This is a genomic window from Microbulbifer rhizosphaerae (genome assembly GCF_014191725.1).
GTDB lineage: Bacteria > Pseudomonadota > Gammaproteobacteria > Pseudomonadales > Cellvibrionaceae > Microbulbifer > Microbulbifer rhizosphaerae.
Genome location: NZ_JACHWZ010000004.1, coordinates 86876 through 105856, shown reverse-complemented (window position 1 = coordinate 105856; position 18981 = coordinate 86876). Strand labels below are relative to the sequence as shown.

Genomic DNA, 18981 nt, shown 5'->3' with positions numbered 1-18981 from the left:
CGCTGGCGATACGATAAACTCCACCGGCCGCCAGCTCCACTAGTCCTGTTTGTCAAAGAGCCCCGGTACGTAGATCCAACCGCGATTGGTATCCGCCGAATCCAGTTTCCAGGTGCGCTCCACCAGTAGCGCCCCCGGCAATACCCGCTCCGGCGTCCTATCGGCGCGCTCCTGCAAACCGGGAATAAACAATTGGTGCAGCCGCCGCGAAGCGAGATTGTTGTGCGGCTCCATGCGCACAGCGCCATAGCCATCATCTTTCGGCACTACGACCCGGTTGCCCAGGCCACGATATGCAAGCAGGGGATCCTGTACCTGGACGCGCATCAGCAAGCCCATATCGCTCCACTCCGGCGGCACACAGCACAGGTGTCGCGCAGCCATGGCCACGTGTACGCCGTGAGCCTGGGCAAAGCGGGTGAGCTGCTCGAATTCAGCTTTGGCCACCCACCAGCCCCCGGTCACCGCCTTGGAAAGCTCGGCACTGCCACTGGCAAAACGGTACAGAATTGTGCCCCTGTGCAGCTCGTGCCGGGCGGGGGAAATCATGCCACCGGTCTGGGAATAGGCCAAAACTCTGCCGCGCCCGTCCACCAGTGCGTTTTTAGGGCGCGTATCCGCCCCCATGGCCCACTGGCGGCTGGTCGGCTCATTGAATTCCTCGCTGTTGACAAACATGGAACATCCCTCTTCTCATTGTTACAAAAATTTTTCCGGCAGCGGAATATTGGTTTTGGAAACTGATCGGATATAGCAGGCGGAAAATAAAAGCTCCCACAAATGCCGATAACAACCCCAATGATTTGCGTCCAATAATACCTAAATCGCCCACCCATACGAAAAAAATAAATTCGGGTCAGAGTGAAATTCTGATACCCAGAATAAGAGATGCTTATTCCGCTTCGACGCTGTTGCGGAGTGTAATCGACAGCACTTAGTGCCATTCGGGTCGGCCCCAATTACTGGGGCCTGGTAATAGACGATACAATTATTCCGCAGTGGTTTCCGGGCGCATATGCGGAAACAGCAACACATCGCGGATGGACGGCGAGTTGGTCAGCAGCATCACCAAGCGGTCGATACCGATGCCCTCTCCGGCGGTGGGCGGCATACCGTATTCCAGGGCGCGGATATAGTCGGCGTCGTAGTGCATAGCCTCGTCGTCGCCCGCGTCCTTCTCCGCCACCTGGGCGCGGAAGCGTTCGGCCTGGTCCTCGGCATCGTTCAACTCTGAGAAGCCGTTGGCGATCTCGCGGCCTCCGACGAAGAACTCGAAGCGGTCGGTAACGAAGGGGTTTTCATCGTTACGCCGCGCCAACGGCGACACCTCGGTGGGATACTCGGTGATAAAGGTCGGCTGGTCCAGGCGGTGCTCGACGGTCTTCTCGAAAATCTCTATCTGCACCTTGCCCAGGCCCCAGCTGTTTTTCAGCGGGATTTCCAGTTTTTCCGCCACCGCGCGGGCGTTTTCCAGATTGTCGATATCGGAGTGGCTGAGGCCGGGGTTGTAGCGGAGGATGGAATCGAACACCGACAGGCGCGTAAACGGCTTGGCAAAGTCGTAGCTGCTGCCCTGGTACTCGATCGTCGTCGAGCCCAACACTTCGGAACAGATGCCGCGCAGCATCTCCTCGGTCAGGTCCATCAGGTCGTTGTAGTCCGCGTAGGCCTGGTAGAACTCGAGCATGGTGAACTCGGGGTTGTGTCGGGTGGACAGGCCCTCATTGCGGAAATTGCGGTTGATCTCGTAGACCCGCTCGAAGCCGCCCACCACCAGACGCTTCAGGTATAGCTCCGGCGCCACGCGCAGGTACATGTCGATATCCAGCGCATTGTGGTGGGTGATAAACGGACGCGCGGTGGCGCCGCCGGGGATCACCTGCAGCATCGGCGTCTCCACTTCCATAAAATCGTGGCCGTTCAGGAAGCGGCGGATATATTCGATCACCCGCGAGCGGATGCGGAAAACCTCGCGGGACTCCGGTGTCGCGATCAGGTCCACATAGCGCTGGCGGTAGCGAAGCTCCTGGTCGGCGATGCCGTGGAATTTCTCCGGCAGCGGGCGCAGTGCCTTGGTGAGCAGGGTGAACTCCTCGCAGGTCACGTAGAGATCGCCTTTGCCGGACTTGTGGAGTGCGCCCTGTACACCGACGATATCGCCGATATCCCAGGCGCCGAAGCGCTCCTTGATATCCTTCTGCGCAGTCTTGTCCGCATATAACTGGATGCGCCCGGATACGTCCTGGATCACCATAAAGGGCCCGCGCTTGGCGAGAATACGTCCGGCCACACAGGCGCTCTTGCCCAGCTCTTCCAGCTCTTCCTTGGTTTTTTCGCCGAACTCATTCTGCAGATCCGCCGCCAGGTTTTCGCGGCGAAAAGCGTTCGGAAAAGCATTGCCCTTTTCGCGCAGCGAGGACAGCTTGGCGCGGCGTTCGGCGATCAGTTTGTTTTCGTCTTGCTGGGTATCTGTCATGGTGATCCGTCGACTGTATATTTGATGCGAAAATAGGTTTTTGCTCTGTAGGAGCGGCCGTTGGCCGCGATCGGACTATCGACAAACGTGAAACAGCGATCGCGGCCAACGGCCGCTCCTACAGGGAGGCTCCCGAGACTAAAGGCCCGCTTTTAAACTCGCCTCGATAAACTGATCCAGGTCGCCGTCCAGCACTGTCTGGCAGTTACTGGTCTGCACTCCGGTACGCAGATCCTTGATACGCTGGTCGTCCAGCACGTAGGAGCGTATCTGGCTGCCCCAGCCGATATCCGCCTTGCTCTCCTCCATCGCCTGCTTTTCCGCGTTGCGCTTGAGCATTTCCTGCTCGTACAGTTTGGCCCGTAGCATTTTCCAGGCCTTGTCGCGGTTCTGGTGCTGGGAGCGCTCGCTCTGGCAGGCAACCACGATGCCGGATTCAATATGGGTCAGGCGCACCGCGGAGTCGGTCTTGTTCACGTGCTGGCCGCCGGCGCCGGAAGCGCGGTAGGTATCCTCACGCACCTGGGACTTGTCCACCTCGATCTCAATATTGTCGTCGATCTCCGGCGATACGAATACGGAGGAGAAGGATGTGTGGCGGCGGTTGCCGGAATCGAACGGCGATTTGCGCACCAGGCGGTGCACACCGGTCTCGGTGCGCAACCAGCCGAAGGCGTGGTCGCCCACGAAATGAACGGTGGCACTCTTGATACCCGCCACCTCCCCCGCGGAAACTTCTTCCAGGGTGGTCTTGAAGCCGTGGGCCTCGCCCCAGCGCAGGTACATGCGCAACAGCATCTCCGCCCAGTCCTGGGCCTCGGTGCCGCCGGAGCCGGCCTGGATATCCAGGTAGGCGTTATTGGCGTCCGTCTCGCCGGAAAACATGCGGCGGAATTCGAGAATGCCCAACTGCTGCTGCAGGCCCTCGATCTCCGAGGAGACCTCGACCACCGAGTCCTCGTCCCCCTCCTCCACCGCCATTTCCAGCAATTCGCGGCAATCGGAAATGCCCGAATCGAGGTTCTCAATGGTCTTTACCACAGTCTCCAGGGAGGAGCGCTCGCGGCCGAGCTCCTGGGCGCGGTCGGGATTGTCCCAGACACTGGGCTCGGCCAGCTCCAGTTCGACCTCGGTCAGGCGCTCCTTCTTGCTGGCGTAGTCAAAGATACCCCCTAAGAACGTCGGTGCGCTCTTCGAGGTCTTTCAGTTGGTTGAGGAGGGGATTGATTTCCATGAACTCTCGGATTCCGGACTGTGTTTAAAGCGGCGCGCATTCTACCGCAGCGCGATGGGGTGCTTCCAGCCGTGTTGGCGGATGTGCGGCGATTATCCGCCCTCCGAACTCTGGAAAGTATGCCGCAGCCCGATGCGAAGGCCCGGGTGCCGGGGGCCGTTCGGGAAAGGTTTGCCGATGAGGCTGTTGAGCGAACGGCCACCGGCACCAGGGCCGCCACTGGGCCAGCTCCGGGCCGCCCCTCTCCCCGAAGGGGAGAGGGGCGCAAACCATCAGCCAAAGTGGTTCATCAACAGCCCCGCAACGATAATCTGCGGCAGGGTCAGCAGGGGCAGCGCCAGGGCGATACGCCAGGAGCCGCTGGTGTCCTTGATCGACATCAGCTCCGTGTAGTCGGTGGATACGCCGGCCATCAGGAAGGCGAAGGCGTTGCCCGGCGCCGCCGCGCGGCTGAAGATATCCGCCGCCAGCGGCGTGGCCCCCTCGGAGCAGACCTCCAGCACCGTGGCGGCGACCAGGGTGGCCCCCAGCCCCAGCAGCGAGGGCCCGAACCACTGCTGGAACAGCGCCGGGTCCACAAAGGCGCGCACCAACACTGCCAGCACGATGCCCACCAGCAGCCAGCGCACCACCATCTGCGAACCGCGGATGCCCTCCCAGAGCAGGCCCACGACACTGTTGGGGGTCAATTCACTCCGTTCCCAGAGTTCCGCCACCTCCCCGCGCCAGTCGTAGTCGTCCGGCAGGTGCACCTCATTGGGATTGGCCGGCAGCCTGCCCCCCGCCACCAGTCGGTCTGCCAGGTAGCCCGCCAGCAGCGCGATCAGCGCTGAGCAGAGGATAAACAGCAGAGTCCAGTGCAGGCCGATCAGCGCAATCAGGATCACTGTGAGAGACAGGGAATTCCACGGGCTGGCAATCAGGAAAGCCATCACCTGCCCCAGGCTGGCGCCCCGTTTGTACAGCTGCATCCCCACCATCAATATGCCGTGGGAGCAGAGGTCGAAAAAGAGACCCGCCAGAGTGGCGCGCACCAGGCCCCGCTTGCTGCCGCCGCGCCCCAATACCGAAATCACCAACCCCTGGGGAATCCGCGCCAGCAGGCCCACAAACAGCGCCCCCGCCGCCACGCCCCACCACATGGTGTGCACCAACTCCACCACACCCCCGCTCATATGGTGAAGCCATTCCGGCAGCCCGGCGAAATCCAGCACCCAGTAGCTAGCATAGAGCAATGTCACCAGGGACAGGCTGATCCACAGCAACCAGTCGATACGGCCGTGGGGCTCGTCGGCACAGCAGGCGGAAGCGTGCGGCTCCACCATCTGTGGTTCGGCCGCCTCCTTTTTGGAGGAACAACACGGATCAGCCATGATCACCTCCGGCCAGGTTGTCCAGGATGGCGCACTCCGGGGATTCGTCGCCGGCGCAGCTGTCCGCCAGGACCCGAAGCGTCGCGCGCATTTCGCGCAGGTTGCGCAGCTGCTCCTCGACGTGCTGCAGTTTCTCCCGCACCAGCAGCTTGGCGTCGTGGCTGCGGCGTGCCGGGTTGCGGTGCAGCTCCAGCAAATCGCGTACCTCGCCGATAGCAAATCCCACCGCGCGGGCGCGCTGGATAAAGCGTAGCGTCTCCAGGTCCCGCTCGCTGTAGTCGCGGTAGCCGTTTTCCGAGCGCCCGGGGGCCAGGAGATCGATGGACTCGTAGTAGCGCAGGGCCTTGGCGGTCAGCCCTGACTTCCGCGCCGCCTGGGAAATATTCATAAAACCTCCCACATCAGTGTCACTTACGATGCAGGAGGATAAAGATTACCGCAAGAGGAAGGTCAAGCGTCCCGGAAGCAATCGGGATCCGCTGCTCGCCGGCGGGCATCGGGCGGCAATTTTCCGGTGAATCTCCGCCGCCAAGCCCCGATAGAGACTCCGGCACAATCGGCTTGAGAAGTCAGGCCCTGTTGTCCGGACAGCTCCCGCGCTCGTACTGGATCTGGTCTGCCGGGTCGAAACCCAGCTCCAGGGCCGCGTCCAGGGATTTCTTGCTGACCAGGTGCAGGAGGATGTCCCCGGTGGCCCCCCCGCACACACTGGGATACATGCGGTCGGTGCGGGCGGCGCAGTGGGATTCCTGCACCTCCACACCGTTGCCGGTCAGTTTTCCGCTGCTTTCGTCGAGGGTGGTACCGCCGCCCTCGCACTGACGGCTGCCGCGCGCCTCGAATACCCAGATCAACTCCTCCGGCCGCACCGCCGGTTTCTCGTCATCGACGGTTGGCTGTCCGGCGGTGGCGCCGGCTGCGGTTTTCTTGCGTTCTCCCTGGTCGCAGGCGGTTATCGCCAGGATCAACAGCAGCGGTAAAAGGTATTTTTTCATCGATCGGGCTTCCTCCGTTTAGCCAAAAGCCAGCCAGCCTCCGACCACCAGCATCAGGGTGCCGACGATACGGTTTACCAGGCGCACATTTTCACCGCGGTGTAACAGGCGGCTGAGGGTGCTCCCGCCACTGGCGTAAATCAGCAGGCACAGTGTCTCCAACAGCAGAATAATAGCAACCAGTACTGCCAACTGCGGTGCCAGCGGGGAACTGTCGTTGAGAAAGGGGGGCAACAGTGCGATAAAGAACGCCCACCCCTTGGGGTTGGCCACCGCGGTCACGAATCCCTGGGCCGCCAGCGCGCGGCGCGGCGGAGCGGGCGTTTCACTCTCTTCCGCCGGAACCATCGCCATACCGCCTCGCGCGCGCCACATCTGGATTCCCAGCCAGGCCAGATAGGCGCCGCCGAGGTATTTGAACAGTTGGAAGGCCGCCGGATACTGCAGCATCACCGCGGCGATGCCCGCCACCGCGGAAACCGCCACCAGCGCCACGCCCGCCAGCTCGCCGACCATCATCCACAGGGTGCGGCGCACGCCGAAGGTCATGCCCATGGTCAGCGCCAGGGTCATGCACATCCCCGGGGTGACGGAGACAAAAAAGAACGTGGGCACAAACAACGCCAGGGCGGACAAGTCAATCAATGGTGGCTCCCCGTGTGGTTACCGTAGTGGCTCGCCGGCATACCGGCGAGCATCAGCTCGCAGCCTATCAGTTTTTCCACACTCAGCAATTCGTTCAGGAACAGCCAGCCCGCGAACAGGGCAAATACAGACTCCAAACTCATGATCAGCGTGGGCGCCGGAACGACGAAACGTGTATCAAGCGGGCTGCAGATGGCTTACCAGCAACTGAAGTGATTCGCGCCCGCGATATTCGTTGATATCCAGCTTGTAGGCCAGGAGAATTTTTTCCGCCGGCTGCGGCCACTGGTCCGTGTCCACATTGAAGGCGATGGCGTCCAGGGCCCGCTGGGGCTCGGCGACCGGGGCCACCACCATTTTCAGGTGGCGATCGCCGACGATGCGCTGTTGCAGCAGCAGGAATTCACCGTCGAACACCGGCTCCGGAAACGCCTGCCCCCAGGGTGCGCAGTTGCGCAGCAGCGCGGCGGTGTGCAGACTGAATTCCACCGCTTCCAGTTCGCCGTCGGTATCGATCACCGCTTCCAGTTGCGATTCGCTCAGGCGGTTGCGCACCGCCATTTCGAAGGCGTCGGTAAAGGCCGCTAAGTTTTCTGCGGGCAGGCTCAAACCCGCGGCCATGGCGTGGCCGCCGAACTTGTCGATCAGGTCCGGATCCGCGGCCGCCACATCACTCAGCGCGTCGCGAATGTGCAGACCGGGAATGGAGCGCGCCGAACCCTTGATCAAACCATTGTCCCCTTCGGCAAAGGCGATGACAGGGCGGTGGAATTTTTCCTTGATCCGGCTGGCGAGAATCCCCACCACGCCCTGGTGCCAGTTCTCGTCGTAGAGACACAGGCTCCAGGGGATTTCGCCCTCGAGCTGCAACTTTTCCAGCGCCGCCATGGCCTCCCGCTGCATGCCCTGCTCTATCGCCTTGCGGTCCCGGTTCAATCCGTCCAGTTCCGCCGCCAGATCGCGGGCCTCAACCGGGTCCCGGCTCAGCAGGCAGCGAATGCCGGTGCCTATATCGTCCAGGCGCCCGGCGGCATTGATGCGCGGACCGAGGATAAAGCCGATATCGGTGGTGGACAGTTTGCGCTGGTCGCGACCGGCCACTTCCAGAAGGGCACTGATACCCGGGCGGCAGCGACCGGCGCGGATGCGCGCTATACCCTGGTGCACCAGGATGCGGTTGTTGTGATCCAGGGGCACCAGGTCCGCCACCGTACCCAGGGCCACCAGGTCCAGGTACTCGGCCATATTCGGCGCGGCAATGCCACTTTCAGCAAACCAGCCGCACTTGTCCAGCGCACTGCGCAAACGGCTCAACAGGTAGAAAATCACCCCGACGCCGGCCAGGTTCTTGCTCGGAAAATCACAGCCGGGCTGGTTCGGATTGACGATGGCATCCGCGTCCGGCAATTGCGACCCGGGCAAATGGTGGTCGGTGACGATCACCGTCATGCCCGCGGCCCTGGCCGCGGCCACGCCTTCAATGCTGCTGATGCCGTTGTCCACCGTAATCAGCAGATCGGGCCGGTAGTCCACTGCCACTTCGACGATTTCCGGTGTCAGGCCGTAGCCGTAATCGAAGCGGTTGGGCACCAGGAATTCCACCGACTGCGCGCCCATGGCGCCGAGCGCCAGCACCGCCAGGGTGCTGCTGGTGGCGCCGTCGGCATCGAAATCGCCGACGATCAGGATTTTCCTCTGCGCGCGCACCGCCTCCACCAGCAGCGCCACCGCCCTTTCCACGCCCCGCATGGACTCGGGCGGGTACAGCTTCGCCAGACGGTGGTCCAACTGTGCCTCACTGGCAACACCGCGACCGAGTAGGACCCGCTGGAGAATTTTCGGGGTATCAGAAGCAAAACGGCCAGTGGAGAAGTCCACTGGCCGTCGCTGAATTTTTTTATTCATGTTTTAGAGCTTGTTATTGGTTCGGAAGCAACAGCAAATGCTTGTCGCGATGGGCTCCGCACCGGCTCGTCCCGCAAATGGCGGGCCTGCGGCCCTCAGGTAAATAGCTCCGCGGTCCGGTTACGCCAGCGCGGTCGCGATAAATTCGTGGACCTTCGCCAAGTCGTTGGGCAGTACCCGCATCCGTTCCTCGCGTTCGAACAGGCCCTGCATGTGCGTCGGCAGGGGGATCTTTTGCGTTGGCAGTGCGCGGGCCACTGCTTCCGGGAATTTTGCCGGATGGGCGGTGGAGAGGCAAACCATGGGCTGCTGGCTCGACTTGCGCTGCCGCCGTGCGGCCTCCACACCGATGGCGGTGTGCGGGTCCAGCAGGTATTCACTGGACTCGAACATCTCGCGAATCACCTCCACGGTGCGCAGGTCGTCCTGCCGGTGGGAGGAAAAGACCTCCCGCGCCTTTTTCAGCGCCCCCTCTTTCAGGTGCATGGGCGCACTGCGATCGGCAAGCAATGCCGCCACCGCTTCGCCGTCGCGGTCGTAGAGATCGAACAGCAGGCGCTCGAAATTGCTCGACACCATAATATCCATGCTCGGTGACAGGCTGTGCACCAGCGGTTTTGGAGAGTGGTCGTTGTCGCTGATGCAGCGATGCAGAATATCGTTGGCGTTGGTGGCGATCACCAGTTGGTCGATGGGAAGGCCCATCTGCCGCGCCAGGTAGCCGGCAAAAATATCGCCGAAGTTTCCGGTGGGCACGGAGAAGTTCACCGTCTTTTCCGGCGCGCCCAGGTTCACCGCGGCGTAGAAATAATAGACGATCTGCGCCATGATGCGCGCCCAGTTGATGGAGTTGACCGCCACCAGGCGCCGTCCGTCCGGCAGGAAGGACTGGTCGGCGAAGCTGGCTTTAACCATGTTCTGGCAGTCGTCGAAGTTGCCTTCCAGGGCGATATTGAACACATTGTCCGACAGTACCGTGGTCATCTGCCGGCGCTGAACCTCCGATACCCGGTTGTGCGGGTGCAGGATAAAAATATCGATGTTGTCGCAGTGGCGACAGCCCTCGATGGCCGCAGAGCCGGTATCGCCGGAGGTGGCCCCCATCACCACCACCCGCTCGCCGCGTTTTTTCAACAGGTGGTCGAACAGCTGGCCGAGAAACTGCAGTGCGAAGTCCTTGAACGCCAGAGTGGGGCCGTGGAACAGCTCCAGGATCCACTCGTTGGTATCCGTCTGTACCAGCGGCGCCACGGCGCTGTGGCGGAAATTTTTATAGGAACGCTGGATGATTTCACGCAGCTCTTCGTCACTGAGGTCTTCGCCGACAAACGGCTGAATAATCCGAAAGGCCAGCTCGCGGTAGTCGAGCCCCGCCATCCCGCGGATTTCCTCTACGGAAAATTTCGGCAGGGATTCCGGCACATAGAGGCCGCCGTCGCTGGCGAGGCCGGTGAGTACGGTATCGGCAAAGGAAAGGGACGGCGCGCGGCCGCGGGTACTGATGTATTTCACGGTATTTTGATTCTGAAAAAGCTGAAAATTTATTTGTAGGAGCGGCCGCTGGCCGCGATCGGGCTGTTGGAATTCTGCGAGCTCGATCGCGGCTAACAGCCGCTCCTACAGGAAAGATTTCTTAATCCGCAGGGGTCACCAAGCGGGCCTGGGGCCCGCAAGCCGAGCTGGAGCTCGGCGCTTCCGGGCTAACCCAGCGGCTCCACACGAATGCGCACCACCTCGCCCTCGACGGTATCCAGGGTCTCTATCTGTGCCACCGCCTCGCGCAAACGGGCTTCCTTGGCGCGGCTGGTGAGAATCACCACCGGCACCAGGGCCTTGCCCTCGGCAGGCTCGTGCTGGATCAGGGCCTCGATGCTGATGCCCTGATCGCTGCAGATTTTCGCCACCTGGGACATGACCCCAGGCTTGTCCTGGGCGGAGATGCGCAGGTAGTAGCTGGTGACCACTTCGTCCATGGGCAGGACACTGGCACCATTCTGATTGCCCGGAGCCACTCCCGCCGCGGGCACCCGCTGGTCCGGGAAGGCCTCCAGGGTGCGCGCCACATCCACGATATCGGCGATCACCGCGGAGGCGGTGGCCTCGGCGCCGGCGCCGGCGCCGTAATAGAGGGTCGGGCCCACGGCGTCGCCGTTGACCAGCACCGCATTCATCACCCCGTTTACATTGGCGATCAGGCGCCGCTGGGGGATCAGTGTGGGGTGCACGCGCAGCTCCACCCCCTGCTCGGTGCGCCGGGCGATACCCAGGTGCTTGATCCGGTAACCCAGTTCGTCCGCGTAGCGGATATCCTCGCTGGAGATGCCGCTGATGCCTTCCGTATAGACCTTGTCGAAGGCCAGCGGTATGCCGAAGGCTAGGGAGGCCATGATCACCAGCTTGTGGGCCGCGTCTATGCCCTCCACATCGAAGGTGGGGTCCGCCTCTGCGTAGCCCAGTTGCTGCGCCTGGGCCAAGGCCTCGGCAAAGCTGCGGCCCTTGTCGCGCATCTCGGTGAGGATGTAGTTGCCTGTACCGTTGATAATCCCCGCCAGCCACTGGATACGGTTGCCCACCAGGCCCTCGCGCAGGGATTTGATAATTGGGATACCGCCGGCCACCGCGGCTTCATAGGCAATGGTCACGCCCATCTCTGTGGCGGCGGCAAACAGTTCGTTGCCGTGCTCGGCGATCAGCGCCTTGTTGGCGGTGACGATGTGCTTGCCGTTGGCGATCGCCGCGAGCACCAGCTCCCGGGCCACGGTGGTGCCACCGACCAGTTCCACCAGGATATCCACTTCGGGATTGGCGGCGACATCGAAAATTTCCCTGGTGACGTTCAGTGCGCTGGTGTCACAGGCCGGGTTGTCACGGCGGGCGCCGATCTGCACTATTTCCACCGCGCGGCCGCAGCGCGCGGCAATCTGTTCGGCGTTGCGCGCCAGGACATTAACGGTGCCGCTGCCGACGGTGCCCAGGCCACAAATACCGATGCGCACCGCGCGCCGGGGGGACTGGGGTTTCTGCCGCTGGGCTGCCTGTTCGGTGGTCTCTTGGACGGGTGCGCTCACAACTTCCCTCCGCGCGGGTTACAGCGCAATAAATGGTGTGAAAGACGATAAAAGGACGACAACCATACTGAGGGATGGGGAGAAATGTCAATAAAATTGCACAGCGATAGTGCTTGGCGGCAGGTGGCCAGCGGACAGGAAAGCAGCCGCTGACCAACCCTTCACTCAGATACCGAGCGCTTTCACCATGGTGTCCGGAGGCAGGTAGCCGGGCACAACGGTGCCGTCCTGCATTACGATGGTGGGGGTGCCGCGCACATCGAACACTTCATTGCCCAGCTTGTACTGTTTAGCCACGGGGTTGTTCTTACAGACATCCAGCGACACGTTCTCGCGGTTTTTCAGCGCGGTCAGGGTTTTGTTGCGGTCTTCGGCACACCAGGCAGTGGCGATCTTGCGATACCCCAGGGAGTTCAGGCCGGCCCGGGGGAAGGCCAGGTAGCGCACTTCGATACCGCGCCTGTTCAGCTCCGGCACGTCCTGGTGCAGCTTGCGGCAATAGCCGCAGTCCACATCGGTAAACACGTAGATATGGGCCTTTGTCTCGCCCTTCGGGGAGAAGACGATCATTTCGCCCAGATCCTGCTCTTCCATCACCTCGACTCGCTGCTTGGTGCGGCGTTCTTCGGAGAGATTGACCAGGGAACCGCTTCCAACCTGGTACAGGTCGCCGAATACGAAGTGGCCGCCATCTTTGGAGACGAAGAGTGTGCTGCTCCCGTCCACTTCCACTTCATACAGGCCACTGATCGGGCTCTCACGCACCTCGCCGTAACTGGCCTTGGGATTGGCAGCGTGAAGGCGCGCCTTGATGTTTTTGGCCACTTCCGCGTCCACTGCTCCGTAGGCCCCCTGTCCCAACAGGGCGAGCAGCGCGCCGATCATCATCAGCGGCTTATTGAAAAGGATCATTCTCGATAGCTCCTTGGTCTGCTTGTAGGCTTCGACTTGTGCGGCAGCTGCCGGTTCCCGCCAGTATGGCACCGGTTGGCAACAAATGCCTCGCTTGGCGTGTTTTAACATATCCCACCTCTCGGCACCATGAAATGCTCCGCAACGCCTGCACCCTTGAACCCTCTCCAACCCCTCTCCCGTAAGCGGGAGAGGGGAGCCGGGTGATTCGTGCATCATAAAAAAAAGCCGGAGCATCGCTGCTCCGGCTTTTGCGCATGTCGCGGGAAAGACTCAGTTGAGCTTTTCCTTGATACGAGCAGCCTTGCCTGTGAGGTTGCGCAGGTAGTACAGCTTGGCCTGGCGCACGTCGCCCCGGCGCTTGACCTGGACGCTGTCCACCAGCGGGCTGTGGGTCTGGAAGGTGCGCTCCACGCCCACGCCGTGGGAGATCTTGCGCACGGTGAAGGAGGAGTTCAAGCCGCGGTTGCGCTTGCCAATCACCACACCCTCGAACGCCTGCAGACGCTCGCGGTTACCTTCTTTTACCTTTACCTGAACGACCACGGTGTCGCCCGGAGCAAAGGCGGGAACTTCGCTTTTCAGCTGTTCCTGTTCCAGTTGCTGAATAATTTTGTTAGTCATTTGGAATACTCCCAAATACAGATTTGTGTAGCTTCTCAGCTAGTTCACCGGATTACTCCCGCCTCACGGCGAATCCGACATCAAGTTTCTTTGGATTTCCACTCCTGCTGGATTTCCTCCAACAGTTGCTTCTGCTCCCTGTCCAGCTCCAGCCGTTCCAGCAGGTCGGGCCGTCGCTGTTGCGTGCGCGTCAGTGCCTGCTTGAGGCGCCAGCGGCGTATTCTCTCGTGGTTGCCGGAGAGTAAAACATCCGGCACCGCCCTGCCCCGGTACTCTTCCGGGCGGGTGTAGTGGGGGCAGTCCAGCAGCCCCCGGGCGAAGGAATCCTCCACCGCCGACTGGTCGTGCCCCAGCGCACCGGGGATGAGCCGGGTGATGGCATCCACCACCACCATCGCGGCCAGTTCGCCGCCGCTCAAGACATAGTCGCCGATGGACCACTCTTCGTCGACGAGCATATCGACAATGCGCTCGTCGACACCTTCGTAACGCCCTGCCAACAGCACCAGATTGCCCGCTTCGCTCAGTTGCTCCACGCCGGCCTGGTCCAGCGGCCGCCCCTGGGGCGACAGGTAGATGGTGCGCGCCAGCCCCATTTCCCCGGCCCAGGCTCGTGCTTCGCCCAGCGCCTGATAAAGTGGCTCCGGCAGCATCACCATGCCCGGCCCGCCACCGTAGGGGCGGTCGTCCACGGTGCGATGCCTGTCGCTGGTGAAATCCCGCGGATTCCAGCAACGCACCTCCAGCAATCCCTCTTTGACCGCGCGACCGGTGATCCCGTAATCGGTCAAAGCGGCAAACATCTCCGGAAAGATGCTTACCAGAGCGATGCGCTTGGCGCGCATCGCTAAAATTCCGGGTCCCAGACTACGGTGATCACACCGGAGTCCAGGTCGATATCGGTAATGTACTCACCGGGGAGGTAGGGAATCAGGCGCTCACTCTCGCCCTCCTTACCGCGCACTACCAGCACATCGTTGGCCCCGGTTTCCATCAGTCGTTCGACACGGCCGAAATCGTAGCTGCGGCCCTCGAACTCACTGACTACCCGCAGGCCTTCGAGTTGGTGCCAATAGTACTCACCCTCCGCCAGAGGCGGCATGGCGTCGCTGCGAATGGCGATGTCCCGCTGGCAGTAGTGGGCAGCCCGGTCCCGGTCGTCCACGTCTTTGATATGGGCAATCAGGCCCTTGCCGTGGCGCCTGCCCCCGTCAATCTGCAGGGGCTCCCAACCGTCGTCTCCCTGCAGCCACCACTCGGGAAACTGCAGGATGTTGTCCATCGGCTCGGTATAGGAATGCACCTTGACCCAGCCACGAACACCGTAAACCGCGGTGATGCGCCCTGCAGTGACCAAGTCAGCGGATTTGGATCCGCTGCTGTCAAGGTTAATAGGCGTCACGGGCGCAAACGCTTGATCAGGCGGATTCTTTCAGCAGCTTGCTGACCCGGTCGGAAACCTGAGCGCCCTGGCCAACCCAGTACTCGACGCGCTCGCGGTCGATGCGCAGACGCTCTTCCTGACCGCGGGCAACCGGGTTGAAGAAGCCGACGCGCTCAATAAAGCGGCCGTCGCGGGATTTGCGGCTGTCGGTGACTGCCAGGTGATAGAACGGACGCTTCTTCGCGCCGCCGCGAGCCAAACGAATGGTTACCATGTAGCTTTCCTGTAGTTTCAACACACTTCGGTCGCCAGGGGCGGCCGAAAGAAAATCCGATGCCAGCAGTCGGGCCGGCTGAAAGGCGGCGTATTCTAATGTACCGCTTCGGGTTTGTATAGCGCCAGGACGGGACTCGGGACTCGGGACTCGGGACTCGGGACTCGGGACTCGGATAAGAATATCGGACTTCGAAGCGAAGGCTCTGATGCCGGGGGCCGTTCGCGGAACATTTACCGATCAGGTTGTGAAGCGAACGGCCACCGGCAGCAGAGCCGCCACAGCGCCTGTCAAGAACCGGGCGTAACGGCGAGCCTGCAGCCCCTTGCGGAGCTGGAGCCTTCAGCACTCAAGGTAGCCTTCAGCGCTCAAGGTGACAGCTCCGCGCTCCCAGCTACTTCTTGCGAAAGCCAGGGGGAAGACCACCGGGCATCCCGCCCATGCCACCACCGCCCATTCCCGGCATTCCGCCCATACCGCGCATCAGCTTGCTCATGCCGTTGCCTTTGAGCTTTTTCATCATCTTGCCCATCTGCTTGTGCTGCTTGAGCAGGCGATTCAGGTCCTGGATTTGGGTGCCGGAACCGGCGGTGACACGGCGCTTGCGGGAGCCGTTGAGGATATCCGGATTGCGGCGTTCCGCAGGGGTCATGGAGCCGATAATGGCATCCATGCGCTTGAATTCCCCACCCATATCCGCCTGCTGCGCCATCTGGGCCATGCCGCCCATGCCCGGCATTTTCTCCAGCAGGGAACCGAAACCGCCCATATTCTGCATCTGCTGCAGCTGATCGCGCAGGTCTTCCAGGTCAAAACCCCGGCCTTTCTGCACCTTCTTGACCAGCTTTTCGGCCTTGGCCTTGTCGATCTTCTGCTCCGCCTCCTCGATCAGCGACAGGATGTCGCCCATACCGAGGATACGCGAGGCGATGCGGTCCGGGTGGAAGGTCTCCAGGGCGTCGGTCTTCTCGCCAACACCGATAAACTTGATCGGCTTGCCGGTCACCTGGCGCACCGACAGCGCGGCACCGCCGCGGGCGTCGCCGTCCGCCTTGGTGAGAATCACACCAGTGAGCGGCAGGGCGTCATTGAAAGCACTCGCGGTGTTCACCGCATCCTGGCCGATCATGGCGTCAATCACGAACAGGGTCTCGGCCGGATTCAGTTCGGTTTGCAGCTCGCGGATCTCGCCCATCAGCTGCTCGTCGATATGCAGGCGGCCGGCGGTGTCCACGATCAGCACGTCGGCAAACTGCTTGCGCGCCGCATCCACCGCGCCCTTGGCAATATCCAGCGGCTTCTGGTCCGCGCTCGAGGGATAGAAGAGCGCGTCCACTTCGCCAGCCAAGGTCTCCAACTGCTTGATGGCCGCGGGACGGTAGACGTCCGCACTCACCACCATCACCTTTTTCTTCTCCCGCGCCTGCAGGTACTTGGCCAGCTTGGCCACGCTGGTGGTCTTGCCGGCGCCCTGCAGGCCCGCCATCAGGATCACCGCCGGCGGCTGCACCGCCAGGTTCAGCGGCGCGGCAGCCTCGCCCATTACCTGGACCAGTTCGTCCTGCACTATCTTCACGAACTGCTGACCCGGGTTGAGCGCCTTGCTCACCTTCTGTCCCACCGCCGCAGTGCGCACTTGCTGCACAAAAGCCTTCACCACCGGCAGCGCAACATCCGCCTCCAGCAGCGCCTTGCGCACCTCGCGCAGGGTGTCGCGGATATTGTCATCCGTCAGGCGCGCTTTGCCTGTGACTTTCTTCAACGCCCCCGACAGGCGGTCGCTCAGGTTGTCGAACATATAAACGTCCAGTGCCTCACTCTGCCCTTGTCTGTAGGAGCGGCCGCTCCTACAGAAAAAGGTGAAAACCGAAAACGCGGGAGTATAGCGCAGGCGGCCTTTCCAGCACAGGCGCGCTGTGACACACTGCCCGCCTATCGAATCGGAGACACGGATTTATCGATGGCGACATTCGCCCACTGGACGGCAATCGCACTTTATCTGGCCACCACCGCAGTGGCCGCCCTCGCCTTTGCGCGGCGGCGCCAACCCGCAAACGCCCTGTTGCTCGGCCTGCTCGCCGCCGCATTGTTGGCCCACGGCATCTCGCTGGCGTACACCCTGCGGGCGCCCGGGGGCTACCGCTTCGACCTGCTGGCCATGCTCTCGCTGGTGGCCTGGGCGGTAAACTTGCTGCTTCTGACCTTGGCGATCCGCCGCCCGCTCAACCTGCTGATCCTGATCATGGCCCCACTGGGAGCCCTGGCGGAACTGGCGGCGGTCCACTCCTGGGGCGGCGTGGCGCCGCGCCAGCAGCTGTCTGCCGGCATCGCAGTGCACGCATTGCTATCCATCGCCGCCTATTCCCTGCTCGCCCTGGCCACCCTGCAGGCGATCTACCTCTACTACCTGAACCAGCAATTGCACAACCACAAACCCGGCGGCATCAGCCGCTTCCTGCCGCCGCTACAGACCATGGAATCCCTGCTGTTCGGGCTGATCGCCTTCGGCCAGCTGCTGCTCACCGCATCGCTGATCACCGGCTTCCTGTTTGTGGACGACTTCTTCGCCCAGCATCTGGTGCATAAAACCGCGCTGTCGATCCTGGCCTGGGTGCTCTACAGCATCCTGCTCTGGGGGCACTGGAAGCTGGGCTGGCGCGGCAATACCGCGGTGCGCTGGACCCTCGCCGCCTTCGCCGCGCTGATGCTGGCCTACTTTGGCAGCAAGCTGGTGCTGGAGGTCATTTTGCAAAGGGCTTGAGCCAAGTGGAATTCTGTTCCAATATTTCCGTTCACGAATAACAAGAGTTCACCCTTGAACGAGATACCCCTCGGCCTGATGTTCGGCCTGCTGGCTCTGCTGATTGTCATTTCCGCTTTCTTCTCCAGCTCCGAAACCAGCATGATGTCGCTGAACCGCTATCGCCTGCGCCACCAGGCCAAGAGTGGCCACCGCGGCGCCAGGCGCGCGATGGAGCTGCTGTCGCGCCCGGACAAACTGATCGGCGTCATCCTGATCGGCAACAATCTGGTCAATATTCTCGCCTCGGTGATCGCCGGCGCGGTGTTCACCCAGCTGTACGGCGATGCCGGTGTCATCTACGCCACCGCCGTGCTGACCTTCGTGATCCTGATTTTCGCCGAGGTCACCCCAAAGACCATCGCCGCCCTGCGCCCGGAGAAAATCGCCTTTCCCGCATCCCTGGTACTACGCCCGCTGCTGTGGCTGCTGACGCCGTTCGTCTGGCTCGTGGGCAGCATCTCCAACAGTCTGGCGCGTCTGGTCGGTGTAGAGGCCACCGCAGGCACCGAGGCCGAACACCTGGCGCCGGAGGAACTGCGCACCGTGGTGTTCGAGTCCGGCGCCCTGCTGCCCAGCAAGCACAAGGGCATGCTGCTCAACGTGCTGGACCTGGACCAGGCCACGGTGGAGGACATCATGATTCCGCGCAATGAAGTGGTGGGGCTGGATATAGAAAACTCCACAGAGGAAATACTGCAACAGCTGACGGAGAGCAGCTACACCCGCCTGCCGGTGTACGAGGGCGACATCAACCGCGTGGTGGGCATACTGCACCTGCGCCGCGCTGCGCAAATACTGCGCGACGGGCCCGAAACATTCAGTGCAGACCAGCTCAAGTCCTACACGGATGAACCCTATTTCGTTCCCGAGGCCACTCCCTTGCCCACCCTGCTGATGAACTTCCAGAAGCAGAAGCGCCGCATGGGCCTGGTGGTGGACGAGTACGGCGAAGTGATGGGCATTGTCACCCTGGAGGACCTACTGGAGGAAATCGTCGGCGACTTCACTGCCAGCCCGGTGCCCAGCGAAGACGAGGAAATCGTCGCCCAAAGCGACGGCTGGTACCTGATCGAGGGCGGCACCTCCATTCGCGATATCAACCGCACCCTGCACTGGGAGCTGCCCACCGACGGCCCCAAGACCTTCAACGGTTTGGCCTTGGAACATCTGGAGAGCATTCCCGACGGCAATATCAGCTTTTACCTGGGAAATTACCGGGTGGAGATTGTGGAGATGTCGGAGAAGATGATTGCGCGAGCGCGGGTGAGGAAAATGAAAAAATAGCTCG

At 61.9% G+C, this 18981-nt stretch carries 19 protein-coding genes; 2 read left to right on the top strand and 17 right to left on the bottom strand.

Annotated features, from left to right (window positions below):
• Positions 1–39: 39 nt before the first annotated feature.
• The 17 genes from FHS09_RS05280 to ffh all read right to left on the bottom strand — a co-directional run bounded on the left by FHS09_RS05280 (position 40) and on the right by ffh (position 16688).
• Complete coding sequence (locus FHS09_RS05280; protein WP_183457476.1) at positions 40–678, bottom strand: hypothetical protein; 639 nt, start codon at positions 676–678, stop codon at positions 40–42.
• Between the two features lie 310 nt (positions 679–988).
• Positions 989–2476, bottom strand: coding sequence for a lysine--tRNA ligase (gene lysS / locus FHS09_RS05275; RefSeq protein ID WP_183457474.1), 1488 nt, complete (start codon positions 2474–2476; stop codon positions 989–991).
• 138 nt (positions 2477–2614) lie between these two features.
• Positions 2615–3710 (bottom strand): peptide chain release factor 2 gene (gene prfB / locus FHS09_RS05270; protein ID WP_183457472.1). Its coding sequence is split into 2 segments (ribosomal slippage): positions 2615–3637 and positions 3639–3710, totalling 1095 coding nucleotides; the frame shifts between segments, so codons are not numbered across the junction.
• A gap of 272 nt (positions 3711–3982) precedes the next feature.
• On the bottom strand, positions 3983–5083 hold the full coding sequence (locus tag FHS09_RS05265) for a permease (protein ID WP_183457470.1): 1101 nt from the start codon (positions 5081–5083) through the stop codon (positions 3983–3985).
• Positions 5076–5471, bottom strand: a complete 396-nt coding sequence (locus tag FHS09_RS05260; protein ID WP_183457468.1) for a MerR family transcriptional regulator — start codon at positions 5469–5471, stop codon at positions 5076–5078. Before FHS09_RS05260 ends, FHS09_RS05265 begins: the two co-directional genes overlap by 8 nt.
• A gap of 181 nt (positions 5472–5652) precedes the next feature.
• The gene (locus FHS09_RS05255; RefSeq protein WP_183457466.1) at positions 5653–6078 is read right to left on the bottom strand and encodes a hypothetical protein; all 426 of its coding nucleotides are present in this window, start codon (positions 6076–6078) and stop codon (positions 5653–5655) included.
• A gap of 18 nt (positions 6079–6096) precedes the next feature.
• Positions 6097–6723: a LysE family translocator gene (locus FHS09_RS05250; protein ID WP_183457464.1), complete on the bottom strand. Its 627-nt coding sequence runs from the start codon at positions 6721–6723 to the stop codon at positions 6097–6099.
• A complete protein-coding gene (locus FHS09_RS05245; protein WP_183457462.1) occupies positions 6720–6866 on the bottom strand; it encodes a hypothetical protein in 147 nt (48 codons plus the stop codon). The genes FHS09_RS05250 and FHS09_RS05245 overlap by 4 nt, the downstream gene beginning before the upstream one ends.
• 34 nt (positions 6867–6900) lie before the next feature.
• Complete coding sequence (gene recJ, locus FHS09_RS05240; RefSeq protein WP_183457460.1) at positions 6901–8628, bottom strand: single-stranded-DNA-specific exonuclease RecJ; 1728 nt, start codon at positions 8626–8628, stop codon at positions 6901–6903.
• Positions 8629–8748: 120 nt separating this feature from the next.
• Entirely contained in the window at positions 8749–10140 is a 1392-nt protein-coding gene (gene thrC, locus FHS09_RS05235) for a threonine synthase (protein ID WP_183457458.1), read from the bottom strand.
• A 188-nt stretch (positions 10141–10328) separates the two neighbouring features.
• Positions 10329–11624: a homoserine dehydrogenase gene (locus tag FHS09_RS05230; RefSeq protein WP_343057415.1), complete on the bottom strand. Its 1296-nt coding sequence runs from the start codon at positions 11622–11624 to the stop codon at positions 10329–10331.
• Positions 11625–11861: 237 nt separating this feature from the next.
• Positions 11862–12608, bottom strand: coding sequence for a thioredoxin fold domain-containing protein (locus FHS09_RS05225; protein ID WP_183457454.1), 747 nt, complete (start codon positions 12606–12608; stop codon positions 11862–11864).
• 273 nt (positions 12609–12881) lie between these two features.
• The gene (gene rplS / locus FHS09_RS05220) at positions 12882–13232 is read right to left on the bottom strand and encodes a 50S ribosomal protein L19 (RefSeq protein WP_183457452.1); all 351 of its coding nucleotides are present in this window, start codon (positions 13230–13232) and stop codon (positions 12882–12884) included.
• Between the two features lie 80 nt (positions 13233–13312).
• Positions 13313–14077 carry a tRNA (guanosine(37)-N1)-methyltransferase TrmD gene (gene trmD / locus FHS09_RS05215; RefSeq protein WP_221191808.1) on the bottom strand — a complete coding sequence of 255 codons (765 nt, stop codon included), beginning with the start codon at positions 14075–14077 and terminating at the stop codon, positions 13313–13315.
• Positions 14078–14079: 2 nt separating this feature from the next.
• Positions 14080–14634 (bottom strand): ribosome maturation factor RimM, encoded by a 555-nt coding sequence (gene rimM / locus FHS09_RS05210; protein WP_343057408.1) that lies wholly within the window; start codon positions 14632–14634, stop codon positions 14080–14082.
• A gap of 16 nt (positions 14635–14650) precedes the next feature.
• Complete coding sequence (rpsP, locus tag FHS09_RS05205; RefSeq protein ID WP_183457450.1) at positions 14651–14890, bottom strand: 30S ribosomal protein S16; 240 nt, start codon at positions 14888–14890, stop codon at positions 14651–14653.
• Positions 14891–15284: 394 nt separating this feature from the next.
• Positions 15285–16688, bottom strand: a complete 1404-nt coding sequence (gene ffh, locus FHS09_RS05200) for a signal recognition particle protein (RefSeq protein WP_183457448.1) — start codon at positions 16686–16688, stop codon at positions 15285–15287.
• A gap of 162 nt (positions 16689–16850) precedes the next feature.
• Here ffh and FHS09_RS05195 point away from each other — a divergent pair, with 162 nt between their 5' ends.
• Together FHS09_RS05195 and FHS09_RS05190 are read left to right on the top strand one after the other, a co-directional pair.
• Positions 16851–17651, top strand: a complete 801-nt coding sequence (locus FHS09_RS05195) for a cytochrome C assembly family protein (RefSeq protein ID WP_183457446.1) — start codon at positions 16851–16853, stop codon at positions 17649–17651.
• 54 nt (positions 17652–17705) lie between these two features.
• A complete protein-coding gene (locus FHS09_RS05190; RefSeq protein ID WP_221191807.1) occupies positions 17706–18977 on the top strand; it encodes an HlyC/CorC family transporter in 1272 nt (423 codons plus the stop codon).
• The last annotated feature ends 4 nt before the right edge of the window (positions 18978–18981 follow it).

Bases quoted from the DNA above. Each gene is read 5' to 3' on its own strand.
- FHS09_RS05280 (WP_183457476.1), bottom strand. From the start codon at position 678: ATGTTTGTCAACAGCGAGGAATTCAATGAGCCGACCAGCCGCCAGTGG.
- lysS (WP_183457474.1), bottom strand. From the start codon at position 2,476: ATGACAGATACCCAGCAAGACGAAAACAAACTGATCGCCGAACGCCGC.
- FHS09_RS05265 (WP_183457470.1), bottom strand. From the start codon at position 5,083: ATGGCTGATCCGTGTTGTTCCTCCAAAAAGGAGGCGGCCGAACCACAG.
- FHS09_RS05260 (WP_183457468.1), bottom strand. From the start codon at position 5,471: ATGAATATTTCCCAGGCGGCGCGGAAGTCAGGGCTGACCGCCAAGGCC.
- FHS09_RS05255 (WP_183457466.1), bottom strand. From the start codon at position 6,078: ATGAAAAAATACCTTTTACCGCTGCTGTTGATCCTGGCGATAACCGCC.
- FHS09_RS05245 (WP_183457462.1), bottom strand. From the start codon at position 6,866: ATGAGTTTGGAGTCTGTATTTGCCCTGTTCGCGGGCTGGCTGTTCCTG.
- recJ (WP_183457460.1), bottom strand. From the start codon at position 8,628: ATGAATAAAAAAATTCAGCGACGGCCAGTGGACTTCTCCACTGGCCGT.
- FHS09_RS05225 (WP_183457454.1), bottom strand. From the start codon at position 12,608: ATGATCCTTTTCAATAAGCCGCTGATGATGATCGGCGCGCTGCTCGCC.
- rplS (WP_183457452.1), bottom strand. From the start codon at position 13,232: ATGACTAACAAAATTATTCAGCAACTGGAACAGGAACAGCTGAAAAGC.
- trmD (WP_221191808.1), bottom strand. From the start codon at position 14,077: ATGCGCGCCAAGCGCATCGCTCTGGTAAGCATCTTTCCGGAGATGTTT.
- rpsP (WP_183457450.1), bottom strand. From the start codon at position 14,890: ATGGTAACCATTCGTTTGGCTCGCGGCGGCGCGAAGAAGCGTCCGTTC.
- ffh (WP_183457448.1), bottom strand. From the start codon at position 16,688: ATGTTCGACAACCTGAGCGACCGCCTGTCGGGGGCGTTGAAGAAAGTC.
- FHS09_RS05195 (WP_183457446.1), top strand. From the start codon at position 16,851: ATGGCGACATTCGCCCACTGGACGGCAATCGCACTTTATCTGGCCACC.